Source organism: Streptomyces sp. NPDC048523 (genome assembly GCF_043199815.1).
Classification (GTDB): Bacteria; Actinomycetota; Actinomycetes; order Streptomycetales; family Streptomycetaceae; genus Streptomyces.
This window is the reverse complement of the sequence record NZ_JBICWQ010000001.1, coordinates 179,964-202,639: the sequence shown is the minus strand read 5'-3', so window position 1 is coordinate 202,639 and position 22,676 is coordinate 179,964. Positions and strand designations below refer to the sequence as shown.

Annotated in this window: 23 protein-coding genes; 17 read left to right on the top strand and 6 right to left on the bottom strand. The window is 70.6% G+C overall.

All coding sequences use genetic code 11. The annotated features are described in order from the left end of the window. Positions 1-6 precede the first annotated feature (6 nt). Positions 7-762 (bottom strand): 3-oxoacyl-ACP reductase family protein, encoded by a 756-nt coding sequence (locus tag ACGFWE_RS00885; RefSeq protein WP_352385487.1) that lies wholly within the window; start codon positions 760-762, stop codon positions 7-9. An 85-nt stretch (positions 763-847) separates the two neighbouring features. Here ACGFWE_RS00885 and ACGFWE_RS00880 point away from each other — a divergent pair, with 85 nt between their 5' ends. The 10 genes from ACGFWE_RS00880 (at position 848) to ACGFWE_RS00835 (ending at position 11,623) form a co-directional block, all read left to right on the top strand. Next, positions 848-1,990 carry an acyl-CoA dehydrogenase family protein gene (locus ACGFWE_RS00880; RefSeq protein ID WP_393596913.1) on the top strand — a complete coding sequence of 381 codons (1,143 nt, stop codon included), beginning with the start codon at positions 848-850 and terminating at the stop codon, positions 1,988-1,990. Between the two features lie 121 nt (positions 1,991-2,111). Then, positions 2,112-3,602, top strand: a complete 1,491-nt coding sequence (locus ACGFWE_RS00875) for an aldehyde dehydrogenase family protein (RefSeq protein WP_352385491.1) — start codon at positions 2,112-2,114, stop codon at positions 3,600-3,602. 21 nt (positions 3,603-3,623) lie between these two features. After that, on the top strand, positions 3,624-5,198 hold the full coding sequence (locus tag ACGFWE_RS00870) for an AMP-binding protein (protein WP_393596911.1): 1,575 nt from the start codon (positions 3,624-3,626) through the stop codon (positions 5,196-5,198). Between the two features lie 4 nt (positions 5,199-5,202). Continuing rightward, a complete protein-coding gene (locus tag ACGFWE_RS00865; RefSeq protein WP_352385495.1) occupies positions 5,203-6,354 on the top strand; it encodes a thiolase family protein in 1,152 nt (383 codons plus the stop codon). After that, complete coding sequence (locus ACGFWE_RS00860; protein WP_352385497.1) at positions 6,351-6,746, top strand: OB-fold domain-containing protein; 396 nt, start codon at positions 6,351-6,353, stop codon at positions 6,744-6,746. The genes ACGFWE_RS00865 and ACGFWE_RS00860 overlap by 4 nt, the downstream gene beginning before the upstream one ends. Before the next feature lie 236 nt (positions 6,747-6,982). Beyond that, positions 6,983-9,346: a nitrate- and nitrite sensing domain-containing protein gene (locus ACGFWE_RS00855; protein ID WP_393596909.1), complete on the top strand. Its 2,364-nt coding sequence runs from the start codon at positions 6,983-6,985 to the stop codon at positions 9,344-9,346. Positions 9,347-9,354: 8 nt separating this feature from the next. Further along, positions 9,355-9,783, top strand: coding sequence for a roadblock/LC7 domain-containing protein (locus ACGFWE_RS00850; RefSeq protein WP_393598879.1), 429 nt, complete (start codon positions 9,355-9,357; stop codon positions 9,781-9,783). 8 nt (positions 9,784-9,791) lie between these two features. Further along, entirely contained in the window at positions 9,792-10,169 is a 378-nt protein-coding gene (locus ACGFWE_RS00845; RefSeq protein ID WP_352385804.1) for a DUF742 domain-containing protein, read from the top strand. After that, positions 10,150-10,746, top strand: a complete 597-nt coding sequence (locus ACGFWE_RS00840; protein WP_352385502.1) for an ATP/GTP-binding protein — start codon at positions 10,150-10,152, stop codon at positions 10,744-10,746. The genes ACGFWE_RS00845 and ACGFWE_RS00840 overlap by 20 nt, the downstream gene beginning before the upstream one ends. 85 nt (positions 10,747-10,831) lie before the next feature. After that, a complete protein-coding gene (locus ACGFWE_RS00835) occupies positions 10,832-11,623 on the top strand; it encodes a FadR/GntR family transcriptional regulator (protein WP_393596906.1) in 792 nt (263 codons plus the stop codon). A gap of 25 nt (positions 11,624-11,648) precedes the next feature. Here the strand turns inward: ACGFWE_RS00835 and ACGFWE_RS00830 are convergent, their stop codons facing one another. Genes ACGFWE_RS00830 through ACGFWE_RS00820 form a run of 3 tightly spaced genes read right to left on the bottom strand, consistent with a single transcriptional unit; the run spans position 11,649 to position 14,629 of the window. After that, positions 11,649-12,674 (bottom strand): TIGR03617 family F420-dependent LLM class oxidoreductase, encoded by a 1,026-nt coding sequence (locus ACGFWE_RS00830; protein WP_393596904.1) that lies wholly within the window; start codon positions 12,672-12,674, stop codon positions 11,649-11,651. Beyond that, entirely contained in the window at positions 12,671-13,840 is a 1,170-nt protein-coding gene (locus ACGFWE_RS00825) for an acyl-CoA dehydrogenase family protein (RefSeq protein WP_393596902.1), read from the bottom strand. Before ACGFWE_RS00825 ends, ACGFWE_RS00830 begins: the two co-directional genes overlap by 4 nt. A gap of 3 nt (positions 13,841-13,843) precedes the next feature. Further along, positions 13,844-14,629 (bottom strand): enoyl-CoA hydratase/isomerase family protein, encoded by a 786-nt coding sequence (locus ACGFWE_RS00820; RefSeq protein WP_352385509.1) that lies wholly within the window; start codon positions 14,627-14,629, stop codon positions 13,844-13,846. Between the two features lie 99 nt (positions 14,630-14,728). On the opposite strand from ACGFWE_RS00820, the gene ACGFWE_RS00815 reads away from it, so the two are divergent. The 3 genes from ACGFWE_RS00815 (at position 14,729) to ACGFWE_RS00805 (ending at position 17,616) form a co-directional block, all read left to right on the top strand. Beyond that, the gene (locus ACGFWE_RS00815; protein ID WP_393596900.1) at positions 14,729-15,622 is read left to right on the top strand and encodes a crotonase/enoyl-CoA hydratase family protein; all 894 of its coding nucleotides are present in this window, start codon (positions 14,729-14,731) and stop codon (positions 15,620-15,622) included. Continuing rightward, positions 15,619-16,086 (top strand): GMC family oxidoreductase N-terminal domain-containing protein, encoded by a 468-nt coding sequence (locus ACGFWE_RS00810; RefSeq protein WP_393596898.1) that lies wholly within the window; start codon positions 15,619-15,621, stop codon positions 16,084-16,086. The genes ACGFWE_RS00815 and ACGFWE_RS00810 overlap by 4 nt, the downstream gene beginning before the upstream one ends. A 114-nt stretch (positions 16,087-16,200) precedes the next feature. Beyond that, positions 16,201-17,616, top strand: a complete 1,416-nt coding sequence (locus tag ACGFWE_RS00805) for a family 1 glycosylhydrolase (protein ID WP_352385515.1) — start codon at positions 16,201-16,203, stop codon at positions 17,614-17,616. Between the two features lie 13 nt (positions 17,617-17,629). Here the strand turns inward: ACGFWE_RS00805 and ACGFWE_RS00800 are convergent, their stop codons facing one another. Then, the gene (locus ACGFWE_RS00800; protein ID WP_393596896.1) at positions 17,630-18,130 is read right to left on the bottom strand and encodes a MaoC family dehydratase; all 501 of its coding nucleotides are present in this window, start codon (positions 18,128-18,130) and stop codon (positions 17,630-17,632) included. A gap of 27 nt (positions 18,131-18,157) precedes the next feature. After that, positions 18,158-18,979, bottom strand: coding sequence for an enoyl-CoA hydratase/isomerase family protein (locus ACGFWE_RS00795; protein WP_352385519.1), 822 nt, complete (start codon positions 18,977-18,979; stop codon positions 18,158-18,160). 109 nt (positions 18,980-19,088) lie between these two features. Here ACGFWE_RS00795 and ACGFWE_RS00790 point away from each other — a divergent pair, with 109 nt between their 5' ends. Genes ACGFWE_RS00790 through ACGFWE_RS00775 form a run of 4 tightly spaced genes read left to right on the top strand, consistent with a single transcriptional unit; the run spans position 19,089 to position 22,676 of the window. Continuing rightward, positions 19,089-20,213, top strand: coding sequence for an acyl-CoA dehydrogenase family protein (locus tag ACGFWE_RS00790; RefSeq protein WP_393596894.1), 1,125 nt, complete (start codon positions 19,089-19,091; stop codon positions 20,211-20,213). Between the two features lie 20 nt (positions 20,214-20,233). Beyond that, positions 20,234-21,412: an acyl-CoA dehydrogenase family protein gene (locus tag ACGFWE_RS00785; protein WP_393596892.1), complete on the top strand. Its 1,179-nt coding sequence runs from the start codon at positions 20,234-20,236 to the stop codon at positions 21,410-21,412. Further along, on the top strand, positions 21,412-21,921 hold the full coding sequence (locus ACGFWE_RS00780; protein WP_393596890.1) for a nuclear transport factor 2 family protein: 510 nt from the start codon (positions 21,412-21,414) through the stop codon (positions 21,919-21,921). Before ACGFWE_RS00785 ends, ACGFWE_RS00780 begins: the two co-directional genes overlap by 1 nt. Further along, positions 21,921-22,676, top strand: coding sequence for an SDR family oxidoreductase (locus ACGFWE_RS00775; RefSeq protein WP_352385527.1), 756 nt, complete (start codon positions 21,921-21,923; stop codon positions 22,674-22,676). Before ACGFWE_RS00780 ends, ACGFWE_RS00775 begins: the two co-directional genes overlap by 1 nt.

Genomic DNA, 22,676 nt, shown 5'->3' with positions numbered 1-22,676 from the left:
TTCACCTCAGACCATCGTCAGTCCGCCGCTGACCGAGAGCGTCTGCCCGGTCATGTAGGCGGCGTCGTCGGAAGCGAGGAAGGCCACCACACCGGCGATCTCGGCGGGCTGGGCGACGCGGCGCAGCGGGATGGCCCGCACCGTCGCGTCGTACATCTTCTGGCTGTAGTCGGCGACCTGGCCGAGCAGCGCGGTGTCGGTCGGTCCCGGGCAGACGCTGTTGACGGTGATGCCGTGCCGGGCGACCTCGCGGGCCAGCGCCTTGCCGAAGGCGATGACCCCGCCCTTCGTCGCGGAGTACACCACCTCGCCGGACGAGCCGACGCGGCCGGCGTCCGAGGCGATGTGCACGATCCGGCCGCCACCGCTCTCGATCATCGAGTCGAGCACCACCCGGGTCACCGTGATGGTGCCGCGCAGATTGACGTCGATGATGCGGTTCCAGGTGTCCTCGGTGCTGTCGACGAAGCGGCCGATGACGTCGACCGCCGCGTTATTGACCAGGATGTCCACCGGACCGAGCTCGACGATCACCCGCTCCACGGACGCGTGCACGGCCGCGCTGTCGGAGATGTCCGCGCCGACCCCCGTCGCCCGCACTCCGTACCGCTCGACGAGCCGGCCGGCCACCTTGGCGGCGGCCTCAGGGTCCAGGTCGCAGACGGCGACCGCGGCTCCCTGGGCGGCGAGCCGATCGGCGATCGCCTCGCCGATCCCGCGTCCCGCTCCGGTGACGAGTGCCACCTTGTCCCGTACGCTCACGCGCCCTCCCTCGCCCAGGTCCCGATACAGCGCTATCGTATAACTACTTCAGCTAAATAAGCGAGATGCATGAGTGGAGCCGAGCATGCGCCGAACGATCTTCGCCGAGGAACACGAGCTGTTCCGCGAGACCGCCCGCACCTTCTACCTGCGCGAATGCGCGCCGTACGCCGAGCTGTGGGAGCGTGACGGGCAGGTGAGCCGGGCCGCGTGGGCAGCGGCAGGCAAGGCCGGACTCATCGGCTGGCAGTTCCCGGAGGAGTACGGCGGCCAGGGCATCCGGGACTTCCGCTACAACGCCATCATGGCGGAGGAGATGGCGGCCACCAGCTCGGTCGGCATCGGACTCGGGCTGCAGAACGACGTCCTCCCGCCCTATCTGATGAACCTCACGACACCTGAGCAGAAGGCCCGCTGGCTGCCCGGGGTCATCAGCGGCGAGACGATCTGCGCGCTCGCGCTGTCGGAGCCGTCCGCCGGGTCCGACCTCAAGGCCATCCGCACCACCGCCCGCCGGGACGGTGACGAGTGGGTGATCGACGGCTCCAAGACCTTCATCACCAACGGCATCCTCGCCGACCTGGTCATCGTCGCCTGCAAGACCGACCCGGAGGCCGGCCACAAGGGCATCAGTCTGATCGTCGTCGAGCGCGGCGCCGAGGGCTTCGAGCGGGGGCGCAAGCTCGACAAGGTCGGCATGAAGGCCCAGGACACCGCCGAGCTCTTCTTCCACGAGGTCCGCGTCCCGGCCGAGAACCTCATCGGAGAGGAGGGCCGCGGTTTCTACCACATGATGGGAAACCTCCCCACGGAACGGCTCGCCATAGCCGTCTCCTCGCTCGCGGCCGCAGAGCGGGCCTACACGCTGGCCTTGGACTACGCCAAGACCCGCACCGCCTTCGGGCAGCCCATCGGGGAGTTCCAGGCCAACCGTTTCGCGCTCGCCGACATCAGGGCCAGGCTGAACGCCGCCCGCGTGTACGTGGACGGCTGCATCATGGCCCTGTTCCAGGGCGAGCTGACGGCCGAGGAGGCCGCCGCCGCCAAGTACTGGACCTCCGAGACCGGCTGGCAGGTCATCGACCGCTGCATGCAGCTCTTCGGCGGTTACGGCTATGTCAACGAGTACGAGATCGCGCGCATCTGGCGCGACAGCCGGGTGCAGCGGGTCTTCGGCGGCACCTCGGAGATCATGCTGGAGATCATCGGGCGGTCACTGGGGCTGTAGTCCGCGGCCGGGGCTGTAGTACGCGGCCCGGAGTGGTCTGAACTTATTGACTACCTTGGCTAAATAGGTTAGCTATTTAAACTGGATGTGTGCAGTGTTGCGCGGTCTCTAGGAGGTACCCGTGGTCACGGTCGATGTGCAGCTTCACCAGGACAGAGCGGAGCACGACCTGCCGCAGCCGCGTCTGGTCATCGGCGGCAAGGACGTCACCGACACCAGCGGCGGGCTCTACGAGCACCGCAACCCGGCCACCGGTCTCGTCCAGGCGCTCATCCCGCTGGCCGGGCCCACCGAGGTGGACCAGGCCGTGGCGGCAGCCCGTCAGGCCTTCGAGGTGTGGGGCCCCATGCGCCCCGCCGAGCGCCGCCGCCTGCTGACCCGGTTCGCCGGGCTGCTGCGCGACCACATCCCCGACTTCGCGGCGATCTGCCCGCTGGAGAACGGGGTGTGCATCGGCGGCTGGGCGGAGAACGTCGGACCGCACGTCGCCGAGTGGACCGAGTACTACGCGGGCTGGGCCGACAAGATCGAGGGCATGGTCGGCGCGGCCTACAGCCCGCACGAGAACGTCGAGTACACCATCGCCGAGCCGTACGGCGTCATCGGCCACATCATCACCTGGAACTCGCCCGCGCTGTCCCTGGCGATGAAGGTTCCGCCGTCGCTCGCCGCCGGCAACACCGTGGTCATCAAACCGGCCGAGTCCACGCCGTTCTCCGCGCTGCTCTTCGCCGACCTGGCCCGCGAGGCGGGCATCCCCGACGGTGTCATCAACGTCGTCACCGGGCTCGGCGACGCGGGATCGGCCCTGGTCACCCACCCCGGCGTCGACAAGATCTCCTTCACCGGCGGCCCCGCCACCGCGCGCCGCATCATGGCCGACGCGGCCCTCAGCCTCAAGCCGGTCGTGTTCGAGCTGGGCGGCAAGTCCGCCAACCTGCTCTTCGCCGACACAGACCTTGACTCCGTCGTGCCGTACTGCGCGGCCTTCGCCATGAGCAACACCGGACAGGGCTGCGCACTGCCCACCCGGCTGCTGGTCGAGCGCTCCATCTACGAGGAGGTCATCGCCCGGGTCACGGGGGTGGTCGCCCACCTTCCCGTCGGCGACCCGCTCGACCCCGCGACGTACATCGGCCCCCTCATCAACGAAGCCGCCCGCGACCGCGTCCAGGGCATGGTCGACAAGGCCATCGAGGACGGTGCCGGCCGACTCGTCCACGGCGGCGAACGCATCGCATCCGACGGCTACTTCGTGACCCCGACCGTCTTCGCCGACGTCGACAACCGCAGCGACCTCGCCCAGCAGGAGGTCTTCGGCCCGGTCCTGGCCATCACCCCGTTCGACACCGAGGACCAGGCCGTCGCCCTGGCCAACGACAGCGAGTACGGCCTGTCCGCCTACATCCAGTCCCGTGACATCGCGCGCGTCAACCGCCTGGTGCCGCGCCTGAAGGCCGGGACGGTCTACGTCAACCCCGGTCCCAATCCGATCACTTCGCCCGCCACACCCTTCGGCGGCGTCGGCATGAGCGGGTTCGGCCGGGAGGGCGGCAAGGCCGGTCTGGACGAGTTCATCAACGTGAAGGGCGTCGGCATCGGCCGCGTCTGACCGACCATGGGGAGCAACGACGTGAATCCCGCCCGCCGCCTGACGTTCGGCGACCTCATCCGTGAGCACAGAAGGTCCTTTCCCGACGGCGTCGCCCTCGTCGACGGCGATGTCCGCCTGACCTGGCCCCAGTTGGACGAGCGCACCAACCGACTCGCAAACGCCCTCGCGGATGTGGGCGTCGGCTCCGGCGACCGCATCCTGTGGCTGGGCCAGAACTCCTTCCGGATCTGGGAGCTGCTCGGCGCCGCCGCGAAGGTGGGCGCCATGGTCTGCCCCGGTTACTGGCGCTGGGCAGCCCCCGAGATGGCCTTCGCCGTCGAGGACTTCGACCCCAAGGTCGTCGTCTGGCAGGACGAGGAGATCGGCGACACGGTCGCCAAGGCACGGGCCGAACTCGGCAGCGACCACCGGGCGTTGTGGCTGCGCCACGACGCGGAAGGGCCCGGCTCGTACGAGTCCTTCCTGGCGGCCGGTTCAGCCGAGGACCCTGTCGCCGACGTCGACCCCGACTCCGCGCTCCTGGTCATCTACACCGCTGCGATCTCCGGCCGGCAGTCCGGCTCGATGCTCTCGCACCGCAACCTGCTCGCCATGGGCGCGAGCGCCGCGTGGATGGGGGACATCGGCACGGAGACCTCCTTCCTCGGCGCCGGCCCCATGTTCCACATCGGCAACTACCAGTTCTGGGGCGTCCCGGCCTTCGTGCACGGCGGCAAGAACGTGGTCGTCCGCCGCGTGGTCGCCGAGGAACTGCTCCCGCTGCTGGCGGGCGAGAAGTGCACGCACGCCTACCTGATGCCCCCGACCATCGCGCAGCTCGTCGCGCTGAACCGCGAGGCCGGCCACGACCTGTCCCACCTGCGGGCGAGCGTCGCCGCACAGCTGTGGCAGGGCACCGTCCCCACCGACGAGAGCCGCTTCACCCGCAACGGCGGAGGCATGGGCCGCGGTTACGGGCAGACCGAGGTGACCGGCTTCGCGGTGACCGGCGCCTACGGCGGCACCGGCACCGGCAACGCGGGCCGCCCCGGCCCCTTCACCGCCGTACGCATCCTGGACGGCACCGGCAACGAGTGCGCGGTCGACGAGGCCGGCGAGATCTGTGTCCGCGGCGACCTCGTGCACCTCGGCTACTGGAACCGGCCCGAGATCAACGAGGAACGCTTCCGGTTCGGCTGGTGGCACACCACCGACCTCGGTCGGCGCGAGGCCGACGGCACGATCAGCTTCCTCGGGACGACGACCCGCATGCTCAAGTCGGCGGCCGAGAACATCTTCCCGGCCGAGGTGGAGAACTGCATCGAGTCCCACCCGGCGGTGAAGGAGGCGGCCGTGATCGGCGTGCCCAACGAGCGCTGGGCGCAGGACGTCAAGGCCGTGGTCGTGCTCCAGCCGGGCGCCGAGCCGGTCACGGCGGCGGACCTCATCGAGCACTGCCGGGCGCGGATCGCCTCGTACAAGAAGCCGAAGACGGTCGAGTTCGTGGAGGCGCTGCCGCGCACCAAGGACTACGCCAAGGACTACCAGGCGCTCGACGAGCGCTTCGGCGGGGGCGGCTACCCCGGCGGCGACCAGCTCGGCGCGGGGCGGTGACCCGGTGAACGCCCGCCAACCCGTCGTCGTCGGCGTGCACGCCACCGAACAGGCGCTGACGCTGCCCGACCGCGACGCCATGGACCTCGCGCTCGAAGCGGTACGCGGCGCGATCGCGGACGCCGGGCTCACCCCGGCCGATGTCGACGGCGCCCAGGTCGACTGGCCCGGCCCCGGCGGCGTACCCGGGGAAGGCAGTTCCTGGGCGCGGATGCTCGGCCGCGACCTGCGCTGGACCAGCGACTCGATGCTCGACAACGCCGGTTCGCGGGGCCTGCTGAAGGCGGCCGCCGCCATCAGTGCCGGATTCGCGGACACCGTCGTCGTCGGCGGCTGCAAGCTGGTCTCGCGCGGAGCCGGTCCCGTCGGGGCCGGGGTGCCGCTGGAGTTCGCCGACGTGTGGGGCAGCTACGTGGTCGCCCAGTTCGCGCTGGTGGCGGCACGGCACATGCACGAGTACGGCACGACCTCCCGGCAGCTCGCCGAGGTCGCCGCCACCATCCGCAACAACGGCACCACCAACCCGGAGGCGATGATGTACGGCCGCGGCCCGTACACCGCCGACGACGTCCTCGCGTCCCGGATGGTGGCCACGCCCTTCCACCTGCTGGACTGCTGCATCGTCGGCGAAGGCGGCGCCGCCCTCGTGGTCACCACCGCCGAACGGGCCCGCGACCTGCCGCACCCGCCCGTCGCCGTCCTCGGCGGCGGCATGGAGTACCACCAGGCCGCGTACGCCAACCCGGCCCTGCACCGGGAAGTCGGTCAGCTCGGCCGGGACGCCGCCACCCGCGCCTACGCCATGGCGGGTGTCGGCCCGCACGACGTGGACGTGTTCTCCCTGTACGACCCCAACTCCTTCGAGATCATCCGGCAGTTGGAGGCACTGGGCCTGTGCGGCGAGGGCGAGGGCGGACCACTTGCGGCCAGCGGTGCCATCGCCGTGGGCGGCAAGCATCCCGTCAATCCCGACGGGGGCTGTCTGTCGTACGCCTGGAACGGGACGCAGCAGATGACGCTCAAAGTCGTCGAGGCCGTACGGCAGTTGCGCGGCACCGCCGTGCACCAGGTCGAGGGCGCCGAGCTCGCGGTCGTCGGGAACGCCGGGTCCGGGGCGCAGCACTACGAGATGAGCCTGCTGGGGAGAGTGCGATGAGCCGGCCCGTACCCGTCCCCACCGAACTGTCCGGACCGTTCTGGGACGCGGCCCGACGCGGCGAACTGGTCGTCCCGTACTGCCCGAGCTGTGAGCTGCGCTTCTTCGTCCCCGAGCCCGCCTGTCCCGGGTGCATGGCGCCGAACTGGCATTACGTGCCGAGCGCGGGCCGGGGGACCGTCTACTCGGTGACCGTGGTCCACCGCGCACCCGGCCCCGGCTTCGACACGCCCTTCGCGCTCGCCGTGATCGACCTCGACGACGGCGGCACCCTGCTCTCCCACGTCGACGCCGGCGATCCGCACACCGTCGCCATCGGCATGCGGGTACGCGTCGACTTCCGGCCCTTGACGAACGCGATCATGCTGCCGTACTTCGTGCCGGAGCACTGACCGAGCCGGTTGACCCACTCTTGTGAAAACTTAGTGAGCTAAGTGTATTTAGATAGCGGTATCCGGCGATAGCATGGCGCGTCATCGTGCGGGCCCAACGGAGCGGCCTGTCACTTGGAGCATCGCTGGGGACCTCAGTGGCAGTGCACGCGCGTGCGTCGAAGAGACAAGGCCCAAGGGGCGGCGGAGCCCGGCGACAGCCCTCACTCCGCACCGTCCTGCTCATCCTGGCTCTGGTGCCCAGCGTGACCCTCGTAGCCCTGTGGCTGGCGAGTTCCGCACAGCTCTACACGGACTGGCAGAGGCAGAAGGACCGCAACGCGGCCTCCAACGCGGCGGCACGTCCGATCATGGCGGCCTTCTTCGACCTCCAGGAGGAACGCCGGCTCAGCGGAGCGGAGTTGGCCGACCCCGAGGGCTACCAGAAGGCGTTGCGCGCGCAGCGCGTCCGCACCGACGCCGACGTCACCACCGTCCAGGAACTGCCCGACAGCAACTGGAGCGCCCCGGACGACATCCGTGCCAAGGTCGTCCAAGTGGGCAGCAACCTGCGGAAACTGTCCGACTACCGGGCGGCGGTGGACCAGCGGACCGCCTCGCAGCAGCAGACGTTCGACCGCTATACGGCTCTCATCTCCGGCCAGTTGAACGTGTTCACCACCCTGAGCCACGTGGGGCTGCCCAACATCGACTACCTCGCCCGGCCGGCCATCGACTCGGTCTGGGGCATGGAGATGATCTCGCGGGAGAACGCGCTGTTCACCCGCGGCTCGGTGACCGGACGGCTCACCGGCACCGAACGCGGGCAGCTCGCCGGCTGGATCGGCTCCCAGCGCTTCCTCTACGACAACAAGATCGTGCCCCTGGTCCCGGACGACCAGGCCACGCTCTACCGGAAGTTGATGGCGGGCGGCGCGTGGAAGCAGAAGGCGACGGCCGAGCAGAAGGTCCTGTCCGGCACCGGCACGGACAACAGCTCCGGCGCGGACACGTTCTCCAAGGGACTCGGCACGACGTGGAGCGACAGCGTCGGTCCGGTCACCGCCCAGCTCCAACAGCTCAACACCACTTACTCCGTGACCCTGACTGCGGCCACCGAGAAGGAACTGAACGCGATGGTGCGACGGTTGATCGTCACCAGCGTTATGGGCGCGGCGGCGGTCCTCGTGGTCGTCCTGATCAGCGCGCTGCTCACCCGGACACTGCGCCGCCGGATCTCCGCGCTGCGCGTCGCCGCCCTGGATCTGCAGACCCGCATGCCGGCCGTGGTCGAACGCCTGCGCAGCGGAGACGTCGTCGACCTGGACGCCGAACTCCCCGCCATCCAGCACGGCGACGACGAACTGGGCCAGCTGGGCCAGGCGTTGAACCTCGCCCGTCACAGCGCCCTGGACACGACGATGGCCCAGGTCTCGCAGTTCCGCGCCTTCGAGAAGCTGCTGCAGCGCATCGCCCGGCGCACCCAGCTGCTCATCGGACTCCAGATGAAGAAGCTCAGCGAACTGGAGCGCCGGCACGAGGATCCCGAGGTCCTTGAAGGCCTGTTCGACCTCGACCATCTCACCGCCCGGCTGCGGCGCTACGAGGAGAACCTGGTGATCCTCGGCGGCGGCCAGCCGCAGCGGCGCTGGCGCAAGCCCGTCCTGCTCCTGGACGTCCTCCGCTCCGCGCAGAGCGAGGTGCAGGACTACCGCAGGATCCAGATCGACGTCGAGGACCGGGTGTGGCTGGCCGAGCGCGCGGTCGGCCTGGTGATCCACGTGCTGGCCGAACTCATGGAGAACGCGGTGGGCTTCTCCAGGCCGCCGACGCCCGTGGAGGTGTACGCAGCCCGGGTGGGCCGCGGCCTCGCGGTGGAGATCGAGGACCGCGGCGTGGGCATGGACCCCGAGCAGTACGACGAGGCCAACCGGCTGATGAACGAGCCGCCCCGCATGGACGTCATGTCCCGGGCGGACGACGTCAGGCTCGGCCTCTACGTGGTGGCCCGGCTGGCGCGTGCCCTCGACATCCAGGTCGAACTGCGGCCCTCCTCCTTCGGCGGCACCCGGGTCGTCGTCCTCATCCCCGACGAACTCGTCGTCGAGGCCGCCGGACCGACCGGGCCGGCACCCGAAGCAGCCGACACCGCCTGGCCACCACCCCCCGAGGCGGCCGCCGCGGACGCGCCCGGCGCGGAGCACAGGACGGCCCCGGACGAGGACACCCTGGTGACCGGCCGCGTCGGCCGGCCCGCAGCCGCGGTCCCCCTGAGCGATGTGTGGACCCCGCCGCCGCGCCCCCACCCGGTGCCGCGGGCGGCCGCCGCACCACACGGGAACGGCACCCTGCGCGTGGATGTCGCGCCGGACGTGCGACCGCTGCCCAAACGGGTGCGCCTGGCCAGTCTCGCCGACGAACTGCGGGACCCGAACGCCGGCCTGGGTTCCCGGCCGACCGACGAGCAGACGTCGGCCCGGCGGCCCGCACCCACCCGCTCCGGCGCGACGATCGGTGCCTTCCAGCGCCAGTCCCGGATGGTCCGGCGTGACGTTCCTCCGACCGACCACGAACCCACCGACGTGCTGCCGCAGCGTAGACGCATCCCGACGGAAGACTGACCATGACAATGCGAACGACCGCCACCCATCCGGACCTCGACTGGTTGCTGGACGGCCTGGTGGAACAGGTTCCGGGCACGCACCACGCCATCGTGCTGTCCGACGACGGGCTGGTGGTCAGCCAGTCCCGCACCATCGCCCGCGGCGACGCCGAGCGCCTCGCCGCCATCGCCACCGGCCAGCAGTCCCTGGCCCGCGGGGTCGGGCAGCTGTTCGGCGGTGGTTCGGTGCACCAGGTCATCGTCGAGCTGGCCGAGCTGTGGCTGTTCATCTCCGCCGCGGGCCGCGGCACTCATCTGGCCGTCGTGGCGTCCCAGGAAGTGGACGCCGAGTTGATGGCCGTGGCCATGCACACCCTGATGCAGCAGGTGGGCCAGCGCATGAGCACCGAGACGCGCTTCGGGGCGCCCGCCGACGAGCGCGGTGTACGTGAGTGAGCCACTGGATGGACGGCCTGGAGGCAGGGGACGCCGAGGAGCTGTCGGTCAGGCCTTACACGATCACCCAGGGCCGGACGGCACCCGCGCGCGACGACCTCACCCTGATCACCCTCGTGACGACCGTCGAACCGGCACCGGGCCGGGCCGGACCGCGCGGCCTGCAACCCGAGCACCGCTCGATCCTCCAGCAGTGCCGCACACCCGCGGCGGTGGCGGAGATCGCCGCGGAACTGAACCTGCCCGTGGCGGTCACGAAGATCCTGATCGACGACCTGGTCGCGCTGGGCAGGGCGACAACCCGTCCACCGATCGCTGTAGCAGTAGGGAACACAATGGACATGACTCTTCTTCGGGCGGTGAGGGATGGCCTTCGTCGACTCTGACCCCGCGGGCCGGGCCTACGACGGCTCGGCACCCGCGGCGGTCAAGATCCTTGTGGCCGGTGGCTTCGGTGTGGGAAAGACGACCCTGGTCGGGGCGGTGAGCGAGGTGGCGCCGCTGCGCACCGAGGAGTACCTGACCGTCGCGAGCGTGGGCGTCGACGACGTCGAGGGCGTCGAGCGGAAGGCCACGACCACGGTGGCCATGGACTTCGGCCGCATCATGGTCAACCCCCGGCTGGTGGTCTACCTCTTCGGGACGCCCGGCCAGGAGCGCTTCTGGTTCATGTGGAACGACCTCGTGCACGGCGCGCTCGGTGCGGTGGTCATCGCCGACACCCGGCGGCTGGAGTCCAGTTTCGCGTCCATCGACTTCTTCGAGAGCCGCGGCATCCCCTTCGTGATCGGCGTCAACTGCTTCCACGGGCACCAGGAACGCAGCGAGCGGGAGATCCGCGAAGCGCTCGACCTCGACCCGGAAGTCCCCCTGGTGATGGGGGACATGCGACAGCGGGCGGTCGGCCGCGATCTGCTGCTCGCGCTGGCCGAACATCTCATTGCCGCGAACTCGGTAACCTAGTTCAATCAGTTATCTAGTAGAGTGAACCGTCTACCCGGTGCTCGGGCCATGTCCCGCACCTGTGGGGCGGACGGAGGTGGGCCCGGTGACGAGTACGACGGGGCGGCAGGGCGGTGGCGGTGGGCGTGTGAACGGCGTCAAGGTCCGCGTCCCCAAGATGGCCGAACTGGTGGCGGCACAGCTGCGCCGCAAGATCGTGCGCGGAGAGCTGGCCGAGGGCGAGGCACTGCCTGCCGAGTCGGCGCTGATGGCGGAGTTCGCCGTCTCCCGGCCGACGCTGCGTGAGGCGTTCCGGGTGCTGGAGTCGGAGTCGCTGATCAGTGTGCGCCGGGGCGCGCGGGGCGGGGCACGCGTGCAGACCCCGGAAGGCACGGTCGCGGCCCGGTACGCCGGCGTGGTCCTCGAATACCGGGGCACGACCCTCAAGGATGTCTACGACGCCCGTACGGTCATCGAGGCGCCGTGCGCCGGACTGCTGGCCGAGCGGCGCACGGACGAGGACCTGGAGCGGTTGCGGGCAGCCGTCGCCGAGGCGGAGCGGCTCATGGACAACCCCTCGGCGTTCATCCGCGCCCACATGGAGTTCCACGCCCTCGTCGTCGAACTGGCGGGCAACGAGACGCTGAGCGTCCTCAATGGCATGGTCCGGCACATCATCGACCAGGCGAACTGGTCCCATGTCGACCTCGACGCCGGCACCCCCGAGAACGTACGGGCCAACCGCCGGGGCTTCCGCGCCCACGGCGCGCTCGTCGAACTGGTCGCCGCGCGCCGGACCGAGGCCGCCGAGGAGCTGTGGCGTGTGCACCTGCAGGAGGCTGAGGACTATCTGCTGCAGAACAGGTCCATGACCACCGTCCTGGACCTGCTCGGCTGACATCCCCCATCGGCTCGGTGGAGTGTCACTCGGGGGTGCGCAGCTCCTGCACGATGGGCTCCCACACCGCGGCGTCGATCTCGTACGCCGTGTAGAAGGACACCCGGTCCACCAGCGCCCCGTACCGGCGCCGGATCTCGCCCGCGACCCGCTCCGGCTCCGCCACGACCGCGAAGGTGTGCAGCACCTCGTCGTCGACGAGGCGGCTCATCGCCTCCCACTTGTCCTCGCGCCGGGACGTCGACAACGCGTGCAGCTCGTCGCCGAGTTCGCCCCAGCCGTGCAGCTCCAGCACCCCGCGGTAGACGGGTGTGCTGCCGTAGAAGGCGATCTGGGCGCGGGTCCCGTCGATCGCGCGGGTCATCTCCTCCTCCGTGCGGCCGGTCGCGGTCAGCAGCAGATGGGAGACGGAGAAGTCGGCCCGCGTACGGCCGGAGGCCGCGAGCCCCTCCTCCACGGTCGGCAGTGTCACCTCCCGCAGATACCGCTCGGTGGTGAAGCCGTGCGCGAGGAGCCCGTCGGCGACCTCGCCCGCCACCCGGGTCATCGCCTGGCCGACCGCGGCCACGAACACCTTCGGCGCGCCGCCGGGAGCCGGCGGGGGAGAGAAGAAGGGCGACATCAGGGTGTGGGTGTAGAAGTCGCCGCGGAAGTCGAGCTTCTCGCCCTCGTTCCAGGCGGCCCAGATCGCGTGCAGCGCGCTCACGTACTCCCGCATACGGGCCGCGGGCCGGCTCCACGGCATGTCGAAGCGCCGCTCGATGTGCGGCTTGACCTGGCTGCCGAGACCGAGCGAGAACCGTCCGCCCGCGTAGGTCTGCAGATCGTGCGCGGTGTACGCGAGCTGCATGGGGGAGCGGGCGAACGCGACCGCGATGGCCGTACCCACCTCGAGGCGATCGGTGTGCTCGGCCGCCAGCACCAGCGGCAGGAAGGGGTCGTGCTTGGACTCCGACGCCCACAGGCCGTCGTAGCCGGCCTTCTCGTGGTGCCGGGCCTCCTCCACGACCTCCATGGTGCTCCACACGTTGAGCTTGCCGTCGACCTTCATGCCGCTCCCTTGTCCTTGTCCATGCCGCTGTCCATACCGATTCGCCGTGCGAGCAGCTCCCGGTGGTACGCCGGATCGCCGAACAGCAGGTGTGACGTCTTGGCCCGCTTCAGATAGAGGTGGGCCGGGTGCTCCCAGGTGAAGCCGATGCCGCCGTGCACCTGGATGTTCTCCTCCGCCGCCTGCACACACGCGTCGGAACAGAAGGCCTTGGCCAGGCTGGCCACGGCGGGCAGCTCCGGGTCGGCGCTCTCGGAGTTCTCCGCGGCGAGCAGTGCGTAGTGGGCGGCGGCGCGCGCCGACTCCACCTCCAGGAGGACGTCGGCGAGCAGATGCTTGACGGCCTGGAAGGAGCCGATGGGCCGCCCGAACTGGTGGCGCACCTTGGCGTACTCCACCGCCATGTCGAGCGCGCGCGTTGCCACCCCGACCTGCTCGGCGGCCAGCGCCACGGCGGCCCGGTCGAGCACCTCCGAGACCAGGTCCCATCCGTCTCCGTGTGTACGCAGCCGGGTCGCCGGTACGTCCCGGTAGTCGAGGCGGGCCTGGCGGCGGGTCGGGTCCATGGTGGGCAGCGGTGCGCGGGTCAGGCCGGGCGCGTCGCCCTCCACGCAGAACACCCCGATACCGTCGTCGGTGGCGTTCTCGACGCGGGCGACGGTCAGGACGACATCGGCGGTGGCACCGTCCAGGACGAACATCTTGTGCCCGCTCAGCAGCCAACTCCCGTTGCTCTCCCGGGCGGTGAGCCGGACCCCCGCCGCGTCCCAGCGGGCCGAGTCCTCGGTCAGCGCGAGGGTCCCGACGAGTTCACCGGAGGCCAGGCCCGGCAACAGGCGCTTGCGGGCCTCCTCGTCGGCGCAGCGCAGCAGCGTGTTCGTCGCCAGCACGGCCGAGGACAGGAACGGCGCACACAGCAGCGCACGGCCCATCTCCTCCATCACCACGCCCACTTCGACCGGCCCGCACCCGGCACCGCCGTACTCCTCGGGGACCGCCAGTCCCTGCAGCCCGAGCTCCGTCCCCATCCGGCGCCACAGCGCCCGGTCGAAGCCCTCGGGCGTCTCCATCAGGCGCCGCGTCTCGGTCTCGGGCGAGGTGTGGGCCAGGAACGCCCGTACGGTGCGCCCCAGTTCCTCATGCTCCTCGCTGAACGCGAAGTCCATGCCTCAGCCCTCCCCGGCGGTCCGGCGACGGTCGCGGGACGCGATGATCTTCTCCACGACGGCGATGTGCTCCGGCGAGTGCATGGTCTCCTGCTCGGCGAGCAGGGCGGGTTCCAGCACGGTGGCGAGCGCCTGCTCCAGGTGCAGGTTCACCGCGCGCTTCGTCTCGCGCAGCGCCTGCGCGGGCAGGGCGGCCAGCCGTCCGGCGAGGTCCATGGCCTCGTCCAGGAGTTTGTCCTTCGGCACGGCACGGTTGGCGATGCCCAGCCGGACCGCCTCCTCGGCGCTCACCCGGTCGCCGAGGAACAGCAGTTCCTTCGCGCGGGTCAGTCCGACGAGCAGGGGGAGGACGAGCGCACCGCCGTCGCCGGCGACGAGTCCGACCTGGACGTGGGGGTCCGCGACATAGGCGTCGTCGGCCATCAGGACCAGGTCACTCAGCAGCGCCAGGCTGCATCCGAGCCCCACCGCGGGCCCGTTGACCGCCGCGATCACCGGCAGCGGACAGCGGATCATGCCGGTGATGATCCGCCGGGCCTCGTCGACGTTCTGCTCCCGGAAGGCGCGGTCGCGCTGGACCCGGGTCATAATGTCGAAGTTGCCCCCGGCGCTGAACGCCCGGCCGCGCCCGGTGAGCACGACCACGCGGGCCTCCGGGTCGTCGGCGAGCGAGTCCCACACCGACGCGAGACCCGAGTGCAGCTCCTCGCTCGTCGCGTTGAGCTGGTCCGGCCGGTTCAGCTCGATCAGCCGGACCGGCCCGACGGCCGTCACCAAGAGGTCCGTCATCTCCACCGCCATCAGTCTTCATCGAAGAGTCAGTAGAGTTGAATGCTATAACTAATTAAGCTTTCTGGAAACGGCTCGCCGGAGTGACGGAGGACGCGTATGACGGAGCAGGAGTACGACACCGTGCGGGCCGAGGCGGCGGACCGGATCCTCACCGTCACCCTCAACCGGCCCGAGAAACTCAACGCCTTCAACCCACAGATGATGGCCGATCTGCTCGACGTCCTGGACGCGGCCGACGCCGACGACGACATACGCGTGATCGTGGTGACCGGCGCCGGGCGCGGCTTCTGCGCGGGCGCCGACGTCAGCTCCGGCGGCTCCTCGTTCGACCACCGCAAGGCGGGCGCCTGGCACCGGGACACCGGTGGCCGGGTCGCGCTGCGGATCTTCTCCAGCACCAAGCCGGTGATCGCGGCGATCAACGGCCCGGCCGCGGGCGTCGGGGCGAGCATGACCCTGCCCATGGACATCCGCCTGGCGTCGACCTCGGCGAAGTTCGGCTTCGTCTTCGCCCGCCGCGGCATCGTGCCGGAATCGGCGGCGAGCTGGTTCCTGCCCCGGGCCGTCGGCATGCAGCGGGCCATGGAATGGGTCGCCACGGGCCGTGTCTTCGGCCCGGACGAGGCACTCGCGGCCGGGCTGATCCGTTCCGTGCACCCGCCGGAGGAACTGCTGCCGGCGGCGTACGAACTCGCCCGGGAGATCGCCGACAACACCTCCGCGATCTCCGTCGCCCTCTCCCGGCAGATGATGTGGCGCATGCTCGGCGAGCCCCACCCGATGACGGCCCACCGGCTCGACTCCCGGATCATGAGCCAGATCGGCGGCGGCCCGGACCCCGTGGAGGGCGTCCAGTCGTTCCTCGCGAAACGGCCGCCCGAGTTCCCGGGCCGGGTCAGCAAGGACATGCCGCCCCTGTACCCCTGGTGGCAGGAAGAGGAGTTCCGGCCCCTGGAGGACCAGGAACCGGCACCGGAGACCCAGGGGTGACGACGTACGACTACATCGTGGTGGGCGCGGGGTCCGCGGGCTGCGTGCTCGCGAACCGTCTCTCCGCGGACCCGAAGACGTCCGTACTGCTCATCGAGGCGGGCGGCCGGTACACCACTCCGCTGATCAGGATGCCCAAGGGATTCGGCAAGCTGCTGGGTGATCCCCGGTTCGCCCGGCACTGCCCGGTCGAGCCGGTGGGTCCCGGTAGCCGCGTCGAGCACTGGGTCCGTGGCCGGACGCTCGGCGGATCCAGCTCGGTCAACGGCATGGTCTACAACCGCGGTGACCGCGCCGACTACGACGAGCTGGAGCGGCTCGGCCAACCCCGGCTGGGGCTGGGACACCATGCTGCCGGTCTTCCGGCGGATCGAGTCATGCCGACCATGGTGTCCGGAAATCTGAACGCACCGATCATGGCCATGGCCTGGCGGGCGGCCGACCTCGTCCTGGACGCGGTCTGATCCCGTATCGGGAGATCTGGCCGAAACATTGTCGTGGTCTGTTTGACCTGTTAGCGTCCGGTCGGCGGACATTCAGCTGAATGCGCTATACCATTCACCGCCTGGACGGTAACCATGAGCGATGGTTTCCTGCACGAATCCCTTCGCTGTGTCGACTGGGGGGTCGCCACCGCGGACACCATCGCGGCGCCACCGCCGCCCGCGCCGGAGCGCGGCGGACACTTCCGGCAGTGGACCGACGACCTCCGGCAGCTGACCGGCGTCGTCGCCGACGCCCACCGCATGGTCGCCGGATGGCCGCAGCTCCAGCCCGAAGGCCCCGGCAGCTGGGACCGGGACGCCCTGGACCGCTGTGACCGCGCGCTCGACGCCCTCCTCGCGCGCGGCACCCGGCCCGCTCTCACCCTGCTCGACCGCTCCCTGCCGCCATGGCTGGACGCGGCCGGCGGCTGGCTCGCCCGCGACACCGCCGAGCACTTCGCCGCCTACGCCGCCGAGCTGGGCCGCCGTTTCGGCGACCGGGTGGAACGCTGGATCACCTCCACCGACCTCGCCGGTCCCACGCTCGCCGACCACGTGGCCGGAATGTATCCCCCGAACCGGGGCGCGGGCCGGGCCGGACTGCCCACGGTCCACCACATCCTGCTCGCGAACGGGCTCGCCACCCAGGCGCTGAGAGCCACCGGCGCGCGGGGCCGGATCGGCACCACGGTCACCCTCGTGGGCGGCTACCCGGCCACCGACGACCCCTACGACCGTCTCGCCCTGGAACGCCTGGAGAGCTGGACCAACCGTCTCTTCCTCGACCCCCTGCTGCTCGGCGAACACATGGTGACCGAGGACGGCGACTCACCGGTCGAGGACACCGGCTGCGTACGCCCGGGCGACCTGGAGACCATCACCACCGAACAGGACCTGCTGGGCCTGTCCTGGCACACCCCGTTCCGCGTCACCGCGCCGGAGAACCTGCCGCGCGTACTGCCGACGAGAACCTGTCAAAGCGCCCTCAACGAGGTGAACCGCCTGCTCGTGGGCCTGGGCTTCGCGATCGTCCCGTTCGACGACGTGGAGACCACCGCCTACGGCTGGCCGATCATCCCCGAAGGACTCGCCGACGCCGTCGCCGGCCTCTGCGAGCTGTACGGCGACGCGCTGCCGCCGCTGTCCGTCATCGACAACGGCATGGGCGACCTGGACCTCGTCGACGCCACGGGACACAGCGACGACGACCGGCGCCGGGCCCTGCTGCGCGCCCGCCTGTCCTGGCTGGCCGGACTCACCGCGGCCGGTGTGGAGGTGTGCGGCTACGAGTACTGGTCCGTCCTGGACAACCTGGAGGCCAAGTTCCGCTACACCCGCCTGTACACGATGGCGGTTCCGGACCACGAGGCACCGCCGCGTCCCACGATCCCCTCCGACTGGCTGCACCGCGGCGCCTTCGCCGGCGCCCCCGTACCCGAAGCGGGGCGGCCCACCGGCCTGAGCCTGGTACCGACCGCGCCCCGGACCCAGGACGGCACAACCTCCTAGCCCGGCTCCGCTCTCAGGATGCCGGAGCCTCGTAGTCCCTGCCGCGGATCAGCCGCACCGGCGTGTAGACGAGAACGTCCGCGTCCCGCTGGTTGCGTACCGTGATCCGGCTGGTCACCACGCCCCGTCCCGGCTTGCTGGAGGGCCGGGACCCCGTGGTCTCCACGACGGCGTACACGGTGTCGCCGACGTACACCGGGCCCAGCACGTCGAGCTCCATGTGCAGGAAGGCGAGGCCCGTGCCGTGCAGCACGTTCGTCTGCAGAACGAGCCCCTCGGCGATGCAGTACGTCAGTCCGCCCGGGACCAGTCGCCCGGTGTAGCCGCCGTCCGCGGCGTGCGAGGCGTCCCAGAAGAGGGGCTCGGTGAAGCCGCCCCAGGTGACGAAGTTGACCAGATCGGTCTCGGTGATGGTTCGGCGGGCGGTCCGGAAGACCTGCCCGACCGGCATCTCCTCATAGGTCAACCCCTTCACCAGCAGGGGCACTTCGGTGATGGTCGGGTCCGGCGCCATGATCGGTTCCTCTCGTACGGTCGGTGGTCACAGGTCGAGCGGGTGCTTGCCGCCGACGCCCTCGAAGTCCGCGGGCCGCTTCTCGCGGTGCGCGGCGAGCCCCTCGACGACCTCGTGCCCGCCGAACCCGAAGAACTCCAGCCCGAGCGAGGCCTCGAAGATCGGCTGGGCGGTGCGGTACCAGTGGTTGAGGGACCGCTTGGTCCAGCTGATCGCACTGGCCGGCCCCGCGGCCAAGGCGGTCGCCACCCGCAGGGCCTCGGTGTGCACGTCGGCGTCGTCCACGCACTTCGACACCAGCCCGATCCGCTCCGCCTCCTCACCGGTGAGCGTCTCGCAGGTCAGCAGGTAGTACTTGGCCTTGGCCATGCCGCACAGCAGAGGCCAGCAGATGGCGGCATGGTCACCGGCCGCGACCCCGAGCCGGGTGTGCCCGTCGACGATCTTCGCGGTGCGGGCGGCGATCGAGATGTCCGCGAGCATGCCGATGACCAGCCCTGCCCCGACCGCCGGGCCGTGGATCGCGGAGACCACCGGCTTGGAGCAGTTGAGCACCCCGTAGACCATGTCCCGCGCCTCCCGCATCACCCGGGCGCGCACCGCGTAGTCCTCGGTCATGGCCTCGATCGAGTCGAAGGTGCCGCCCGCCGAGAACGCCCGGCCCGCCCCCTGGACGACCACCGCGCGGGTCTCCTCGTCCCGGTCCACGACGGACCAGATGTCGGCGAGCTCGCCGTGCATCCGCGGATCCACGGCGTTGAGGTTCGGGGCGTCGAGCACGATACGGAGCACGCCGGGCGCGGGCCGCTCGAAGGTCAGGCTCGTGAACGGGGCGTAGGGATCGGTCACGTCGCGCTCCTGGTGTATTCAGTGTGGATACTATAATTATCTAACTGTATCCAAGGGTGGGCGGCAAGCAGGCCGCACGTGACGTTGCACCGAGGACAGGAAGCTCGGCATGGATCTCACCTTCAGCGAGGAGCAGGACGAACTGCGCAAGGTCGTCCGCTCGTTCCTCGCCAAGCACTCCGACGAGGCGACCGTGCGCCGCCTTGCCGCCGACCCGACCGGGCACGACCCCGTCGTCTGGCGGCGGATGGCCGGCGAACTCGGCCTCCAGGGGCTCGCCGTCCCGGAGGAGTACGGCGGCTCGGGCTTCGGCTACGTCGATCTCGGCATCGTCTTCGAGGAGGCGGGCCGCGCGCTGCTCGGCGGCCCGTACTTCGCCACCGTCGCCCTGGCCGCCGAGGCACTGTTGCGCTGCGCCGACGAGCAGGCGCGACTCGACCTCCTGCCGGGCATCGCGTCCGGCGACACGGTGGCCACGCTGGCGCTCACCGAGGACAGCGGCCGCTGGGACGAGCAGGGCATCCGGCTCACCGCCGCCCATGACGAGACGGGTGGCTGGCGGCTGACCGGTGTGAAGACGTACGTCCCCGACGGACACCTCGCCGACCTGCTCCTGGTCGCCGCTCGCACGACCTCAGGCATCAGCCTCCTGGCCGTCGAGACCGCCGACACCCCCGGCCTCACCCGCACCCCCCTCCCCACCCTCGACCAGACCCGCAAACAGGCCCGGGTCGAGTTCACGGACACCCCCGCCCGCCTCCTGGGCCCCGAGGGCGCGGCCTGGCCCGCTCTCGAACGCACCCTCGCCACGGCCGCCGTACTCCTGTCCGCCGAACAGGTCGGGGGAGCCGCGGCCGCTCTGGACGCCGCCGTCGAGTACGCCAAGATCCGCGAGCAGTACGGCCGGCCCATCGGCTCGTTCCAGGGGATCAAGCACAAGTGCGCCGACATGCTCATGGAGATCGAGTCCGCCCGCTCGGCGGCGTACGGCGGACTGTGGGCGCTGGACGCGGGCGACGCGACGGAGACCGCGATGGCCGCCGCCCTCGCGCAGGCCTTCTGCTCGGAGGCCTTCACCAAGGTCGCCGCCGACAACATCCAGGTCCACGGCGGCATCGGCTTCACCTGGGAGCACCCCGCGCACCTGTACTTCAAGCGGGCCAAGAGCTCCGAGGTACTGCTCGGCACACCGTCGTACCACCGGGAACTGCTCGCCGCCCGGCTCGGCATCTGAGACCTCAGGGAGAAGCTGACATGGAGCTGGACTTCGGGCCCGCCGTACGCGACTTCCGCGACGAGGTGCGGGACTGGCTGGCGGACCACCTCGTGGGGGAGTTCGCCGAGAACCGGGGCGTGGGCGGCCCCACCGACGGCGCGGCCTGGGAGGTCCGCCTCGCCTGGGACCGTGAACTGTCCGCCGGCGGCTGGCTGGGGATCGGCTGGCCCCAGGAGTACGGCGGCCGCGGGCTCGGGCTCCTTGAGGAGATCGTCTTCGAGTACGAGTACGCCCGCGTGAACGCCCCGTACCGGGCCACCGTCAACGCCCTCGACCTGCTCGGCCCGATGCTTCTGAAGGTGGGCAGCGACGCTCAGAAGAAGCGTTTCCTGCCGCCGATCCTCGCCGTCGAGGAGTTGTGGGGCCAGGGCTTCAGCGAGCCCGGCGCCGGCTCCGACCTGGCGTCCGTACGCACCCGGGCGGAGCGCGACGGCGACGAGTGGGTGGTCAGCGGGCAGAAGGTGTGGACGTCGTTCGGCATCCACGCCGACTGGGTCTACGTCCTCACCCGCACCGACCCGCAGTCCGCGCGGCACAAGGGCCTGAGCATGCTGCTGGTGCCCACGGATCAGCCCGGCGTGGAGATCCGCCCCATCCGCAACCTCGCCGGCCAGGACGAGTTCGCCGAGATCTTCCTCTCCGACGCCCGCACGGGCGCGGACATGGTCGTCGGCGAGGTGGGCCAGGGCTGGCGCACCGCCATGGCCACCCTCGGCATCGAGCGCGGCACCACGCTCCTGCCCCAGCAACTCGCCTTCGAGCGGGAGGCCGAGGCGCTGATCGACCTGGCCCGCGAGCGGGGCGCGCTCGACGATCCGATGCTGCGCCGTCGCATCGTCGACGCCTGGATCTCCGTATGCATCATGCGCACCACCAACCTGCGGACCATCGCCGAACTGACCGCCGGTCGCACGCCGGGCGCCCAGGCCACCACCGCCAAGCTGTACGCCTCGACCCGGCACCAGCAACTTGGCCAGCTGGCCACGGAGTTGGCGGGCCCCGCCGGGCAGATCGTCGGCGAGGACTACGCCCTGGACCGCAGGCAGCGCTCCTTCCTCCTCGCCCTCGCGGAGACGATCTACGGCGGGTCGAGCGAGATCCAGCGCAACATCATCGGGGAGCAGGTCCTCGGTCTGCCGAAGGAGCCGCGCCCGTGATGTCGCTCGAGGACCGTCTCGACCGCGTCGAGTCGCAGCTCGCCATCCAGCAACTGCCCATCCGATACGCCCTCGCCGTGGACGGCCGCGACCTCGATGCCTGGGTCGGCTGCTTCCGTCCCGATGTGGACATGGGGCGCCACGGCCGCGGGCGGGCTGTCCTGCGGCAGCACATCGAACCCGCGGTGCGCGGCTTTTACCGCTCGGTCCATCAGATCTGCGGTCACCGCGTGGAGTTCACCGGCCGCGACACGGCGACCGGCGCGGTGTACTGCAGGGCCGAGCACGAGGTGGGGGACCGGTGGATCGTGATGGCGATCTGCTACTGGGACGACTACGCGCGCGTGGACGGTGACTGGTACTTCTCCCGGCGCCGCGAGCGCCACTGGTACGCGGCGGACGTGGCCGAACGCCCCCAGTCCGTGGGATTCAAGGGCTGGGAGGGTGCCGGAGAACCGGCGCTGCCCGAGGCCTTCCCCTCCTGGTCGGCCTTCTGGAAGGAAACGTGATGGCACGGTTGTCAGGGAAGACGGCGCTGGTCACCGGCGGTGGGCAGGGCGTGGGCCGCGGCATCGCGCTCGCGCTCGCGGCCGAAGGGGCGGCCGTGGTGATCACCGGCCGCACCGAGAGCAAGCTGAAGGACACGGCCGGGGAGATCGCTGAGCGCGGGGCCCGGGCGTACACCGTGGTCGGGGACGTGGGGGAGCGGGACGACGTCGACCGCATGGTGGCCGAGACGGTACGGGAGTTCGGCGGACTGGACGTGCTCGTCAACAACGCGCAGTCCTCGGTGCAGCGCAGACTGGCGGACACGTCGTACGACGATGTCGAACTCACCTACCGCAGCGGGCCGTTGGCGGCCTTCCACGCGATGCAGGCCGCCCTGCCCCATCTCAAGGAGAGCCGTGGCAGCGTCGTGAACCTCGGGTCGTCGGCCGCCGTGCAGGGGGAGGCGACGTTCGCGGCGTACGCGATGGCCAAGGAGGCGATTCGCGGCCTGAGCCGGGTCGCGGCGCGGGAGTGGGGCCCGTACGGGATCCGGGTGAACGTCATCTGCCCGGCCGCGCTCAGCCCGGCGGCGGAGGCCTATCTCGCCGCGCATCCGCAGAAGGCGGAGGAGATCACCCGGCAGATCCCCTTGGGTCGGCTCGGCGACCCGGTGGCCGACATCGGCCGGGCCGTGGCCGCGCTCGTCAGCGACGACATGGCCTACCTGACGGGCGCGACGCTGATGCTGGAGGGCGGCCGGACCCTGCTCGGCTGA

What these genes read in the sequence shown, in the direction of transcription:
- ACGFWE_RS00880 (WP_393596913.1), top strand. Translation starts at nt 848, where the DNA reads ATGCGCCGAACGATCTTCGCCGAGGAACACGAGCTGTTCCGCGAGACC.
- ACGFWE_RS00860 (WP_352385497.1), top strand. Translation starts at nt 6,351, where the DNA reads ATGAGCCGGCCCGTACCCGTCCCCACCGAACTGTCCGGACCGTTCTGG.
- ACGFWE_RS00840 (WP_352385502.1), top strand. Translation starts at nt 10,150, where the DNA reads ATGGCCTTCGTCGACTCTGACCCCGCGGGCCGGGCCTACGACGGCTCG.
- ACGFWE_RS00790 (WP_393596894.1), top strand. Translation starts at nt 19,089, where the DNA reads ATGGATCTCACCTTCAGCGAGGAGCAGGACGAACTGCGCAAGGTCGTC.
- ACGFWE_RS00845 (WP_352385804.1), top strand. Translation starts at nt 9,792, where the DNA reads ATGGACGGCCTGGAGGCAGGGGACGCCGAGGAGCTGTCGGTCAGGCCT.
- ACGFWE_RS00800 (WP_393596896.1), bottom strand. Translation starts at nt 18,130, where the DNA reads ATGGCGCCGGACCCGACCATCACCGAAGTGCCCCTGCTGGTGAAGGGG.
- ACGFWE_RS00775 (WP_352385527.1), top strand. Translation starts at nt 21,921, where the DNA reads ATGGCACGGTTGTCAGGGAAGACGGCGCTGGTCACCGGCGGTGGGCAG.
- ACGFWE_RS00825 (WP_393596902.1), bottom strand. Translation starts at nt 13,840, where the DNA reads ATGGACTTCGCGTTCAGCGAGGAGCATGAGGAACTGGGGCGCACCGTA.
- ACGFWE_RS00820 (WP_352385509.1), bottom strand. Translation starts at nt 14,629, where the DNA reads ATGACGGACCTCTTGGTGACGGCCGTCGGGCCGGTCCGGCTGATCGAG.
- ACGFWE_RS00785 (WP_393596892.1), top strand. Translation starts at nt 20,234, where the DNA reads ATGGAGCTGGACTTCGGGCCCGCCGTACGCGACTTCCGCGACGAGGTG.
- ACGFWE_RS00850 (WP_393598879.1), top strand. Translation starts at nt 9,355, where the DNA reads ATGCGAACGACCGCCACCCATCCGGACCTCGACTGGTTGCTGGACGGC.
- ACGFWE_RS00780 (WP_393596890.1), top strand. Translation starts at nt 21,412, where the DNA reads ATGTCGCTCGAGGACCGTCTCGACCGCGTCGAGTCGCAGCTCGCCATC.
- ACGFWE_RS00815 (WP_393596900.1), top strand. Translation starts at nt 14,729, where the DNA reads ATGACGGAGCAGGAGTACGACACCGTGCGGGCCGAGGCGGCGGACCGG.
- ACGFWE_RS00805 (WP_352385515.1), top strand. Translation starts at nt 16,201, where the DNA reads ATGAGCGATGGTTTCCTGCACGAATCCCTTCGCTGTGTCGACTGGGGG.
- ACGFWE_RS00830 (WP_393596904.1), bottom strand. Translation starts at nt 12,674, where the DNA reads ATGAAGGTCGACGGCAAGCTCAACGTGTGGAGCACCATGGAGGTCGTG.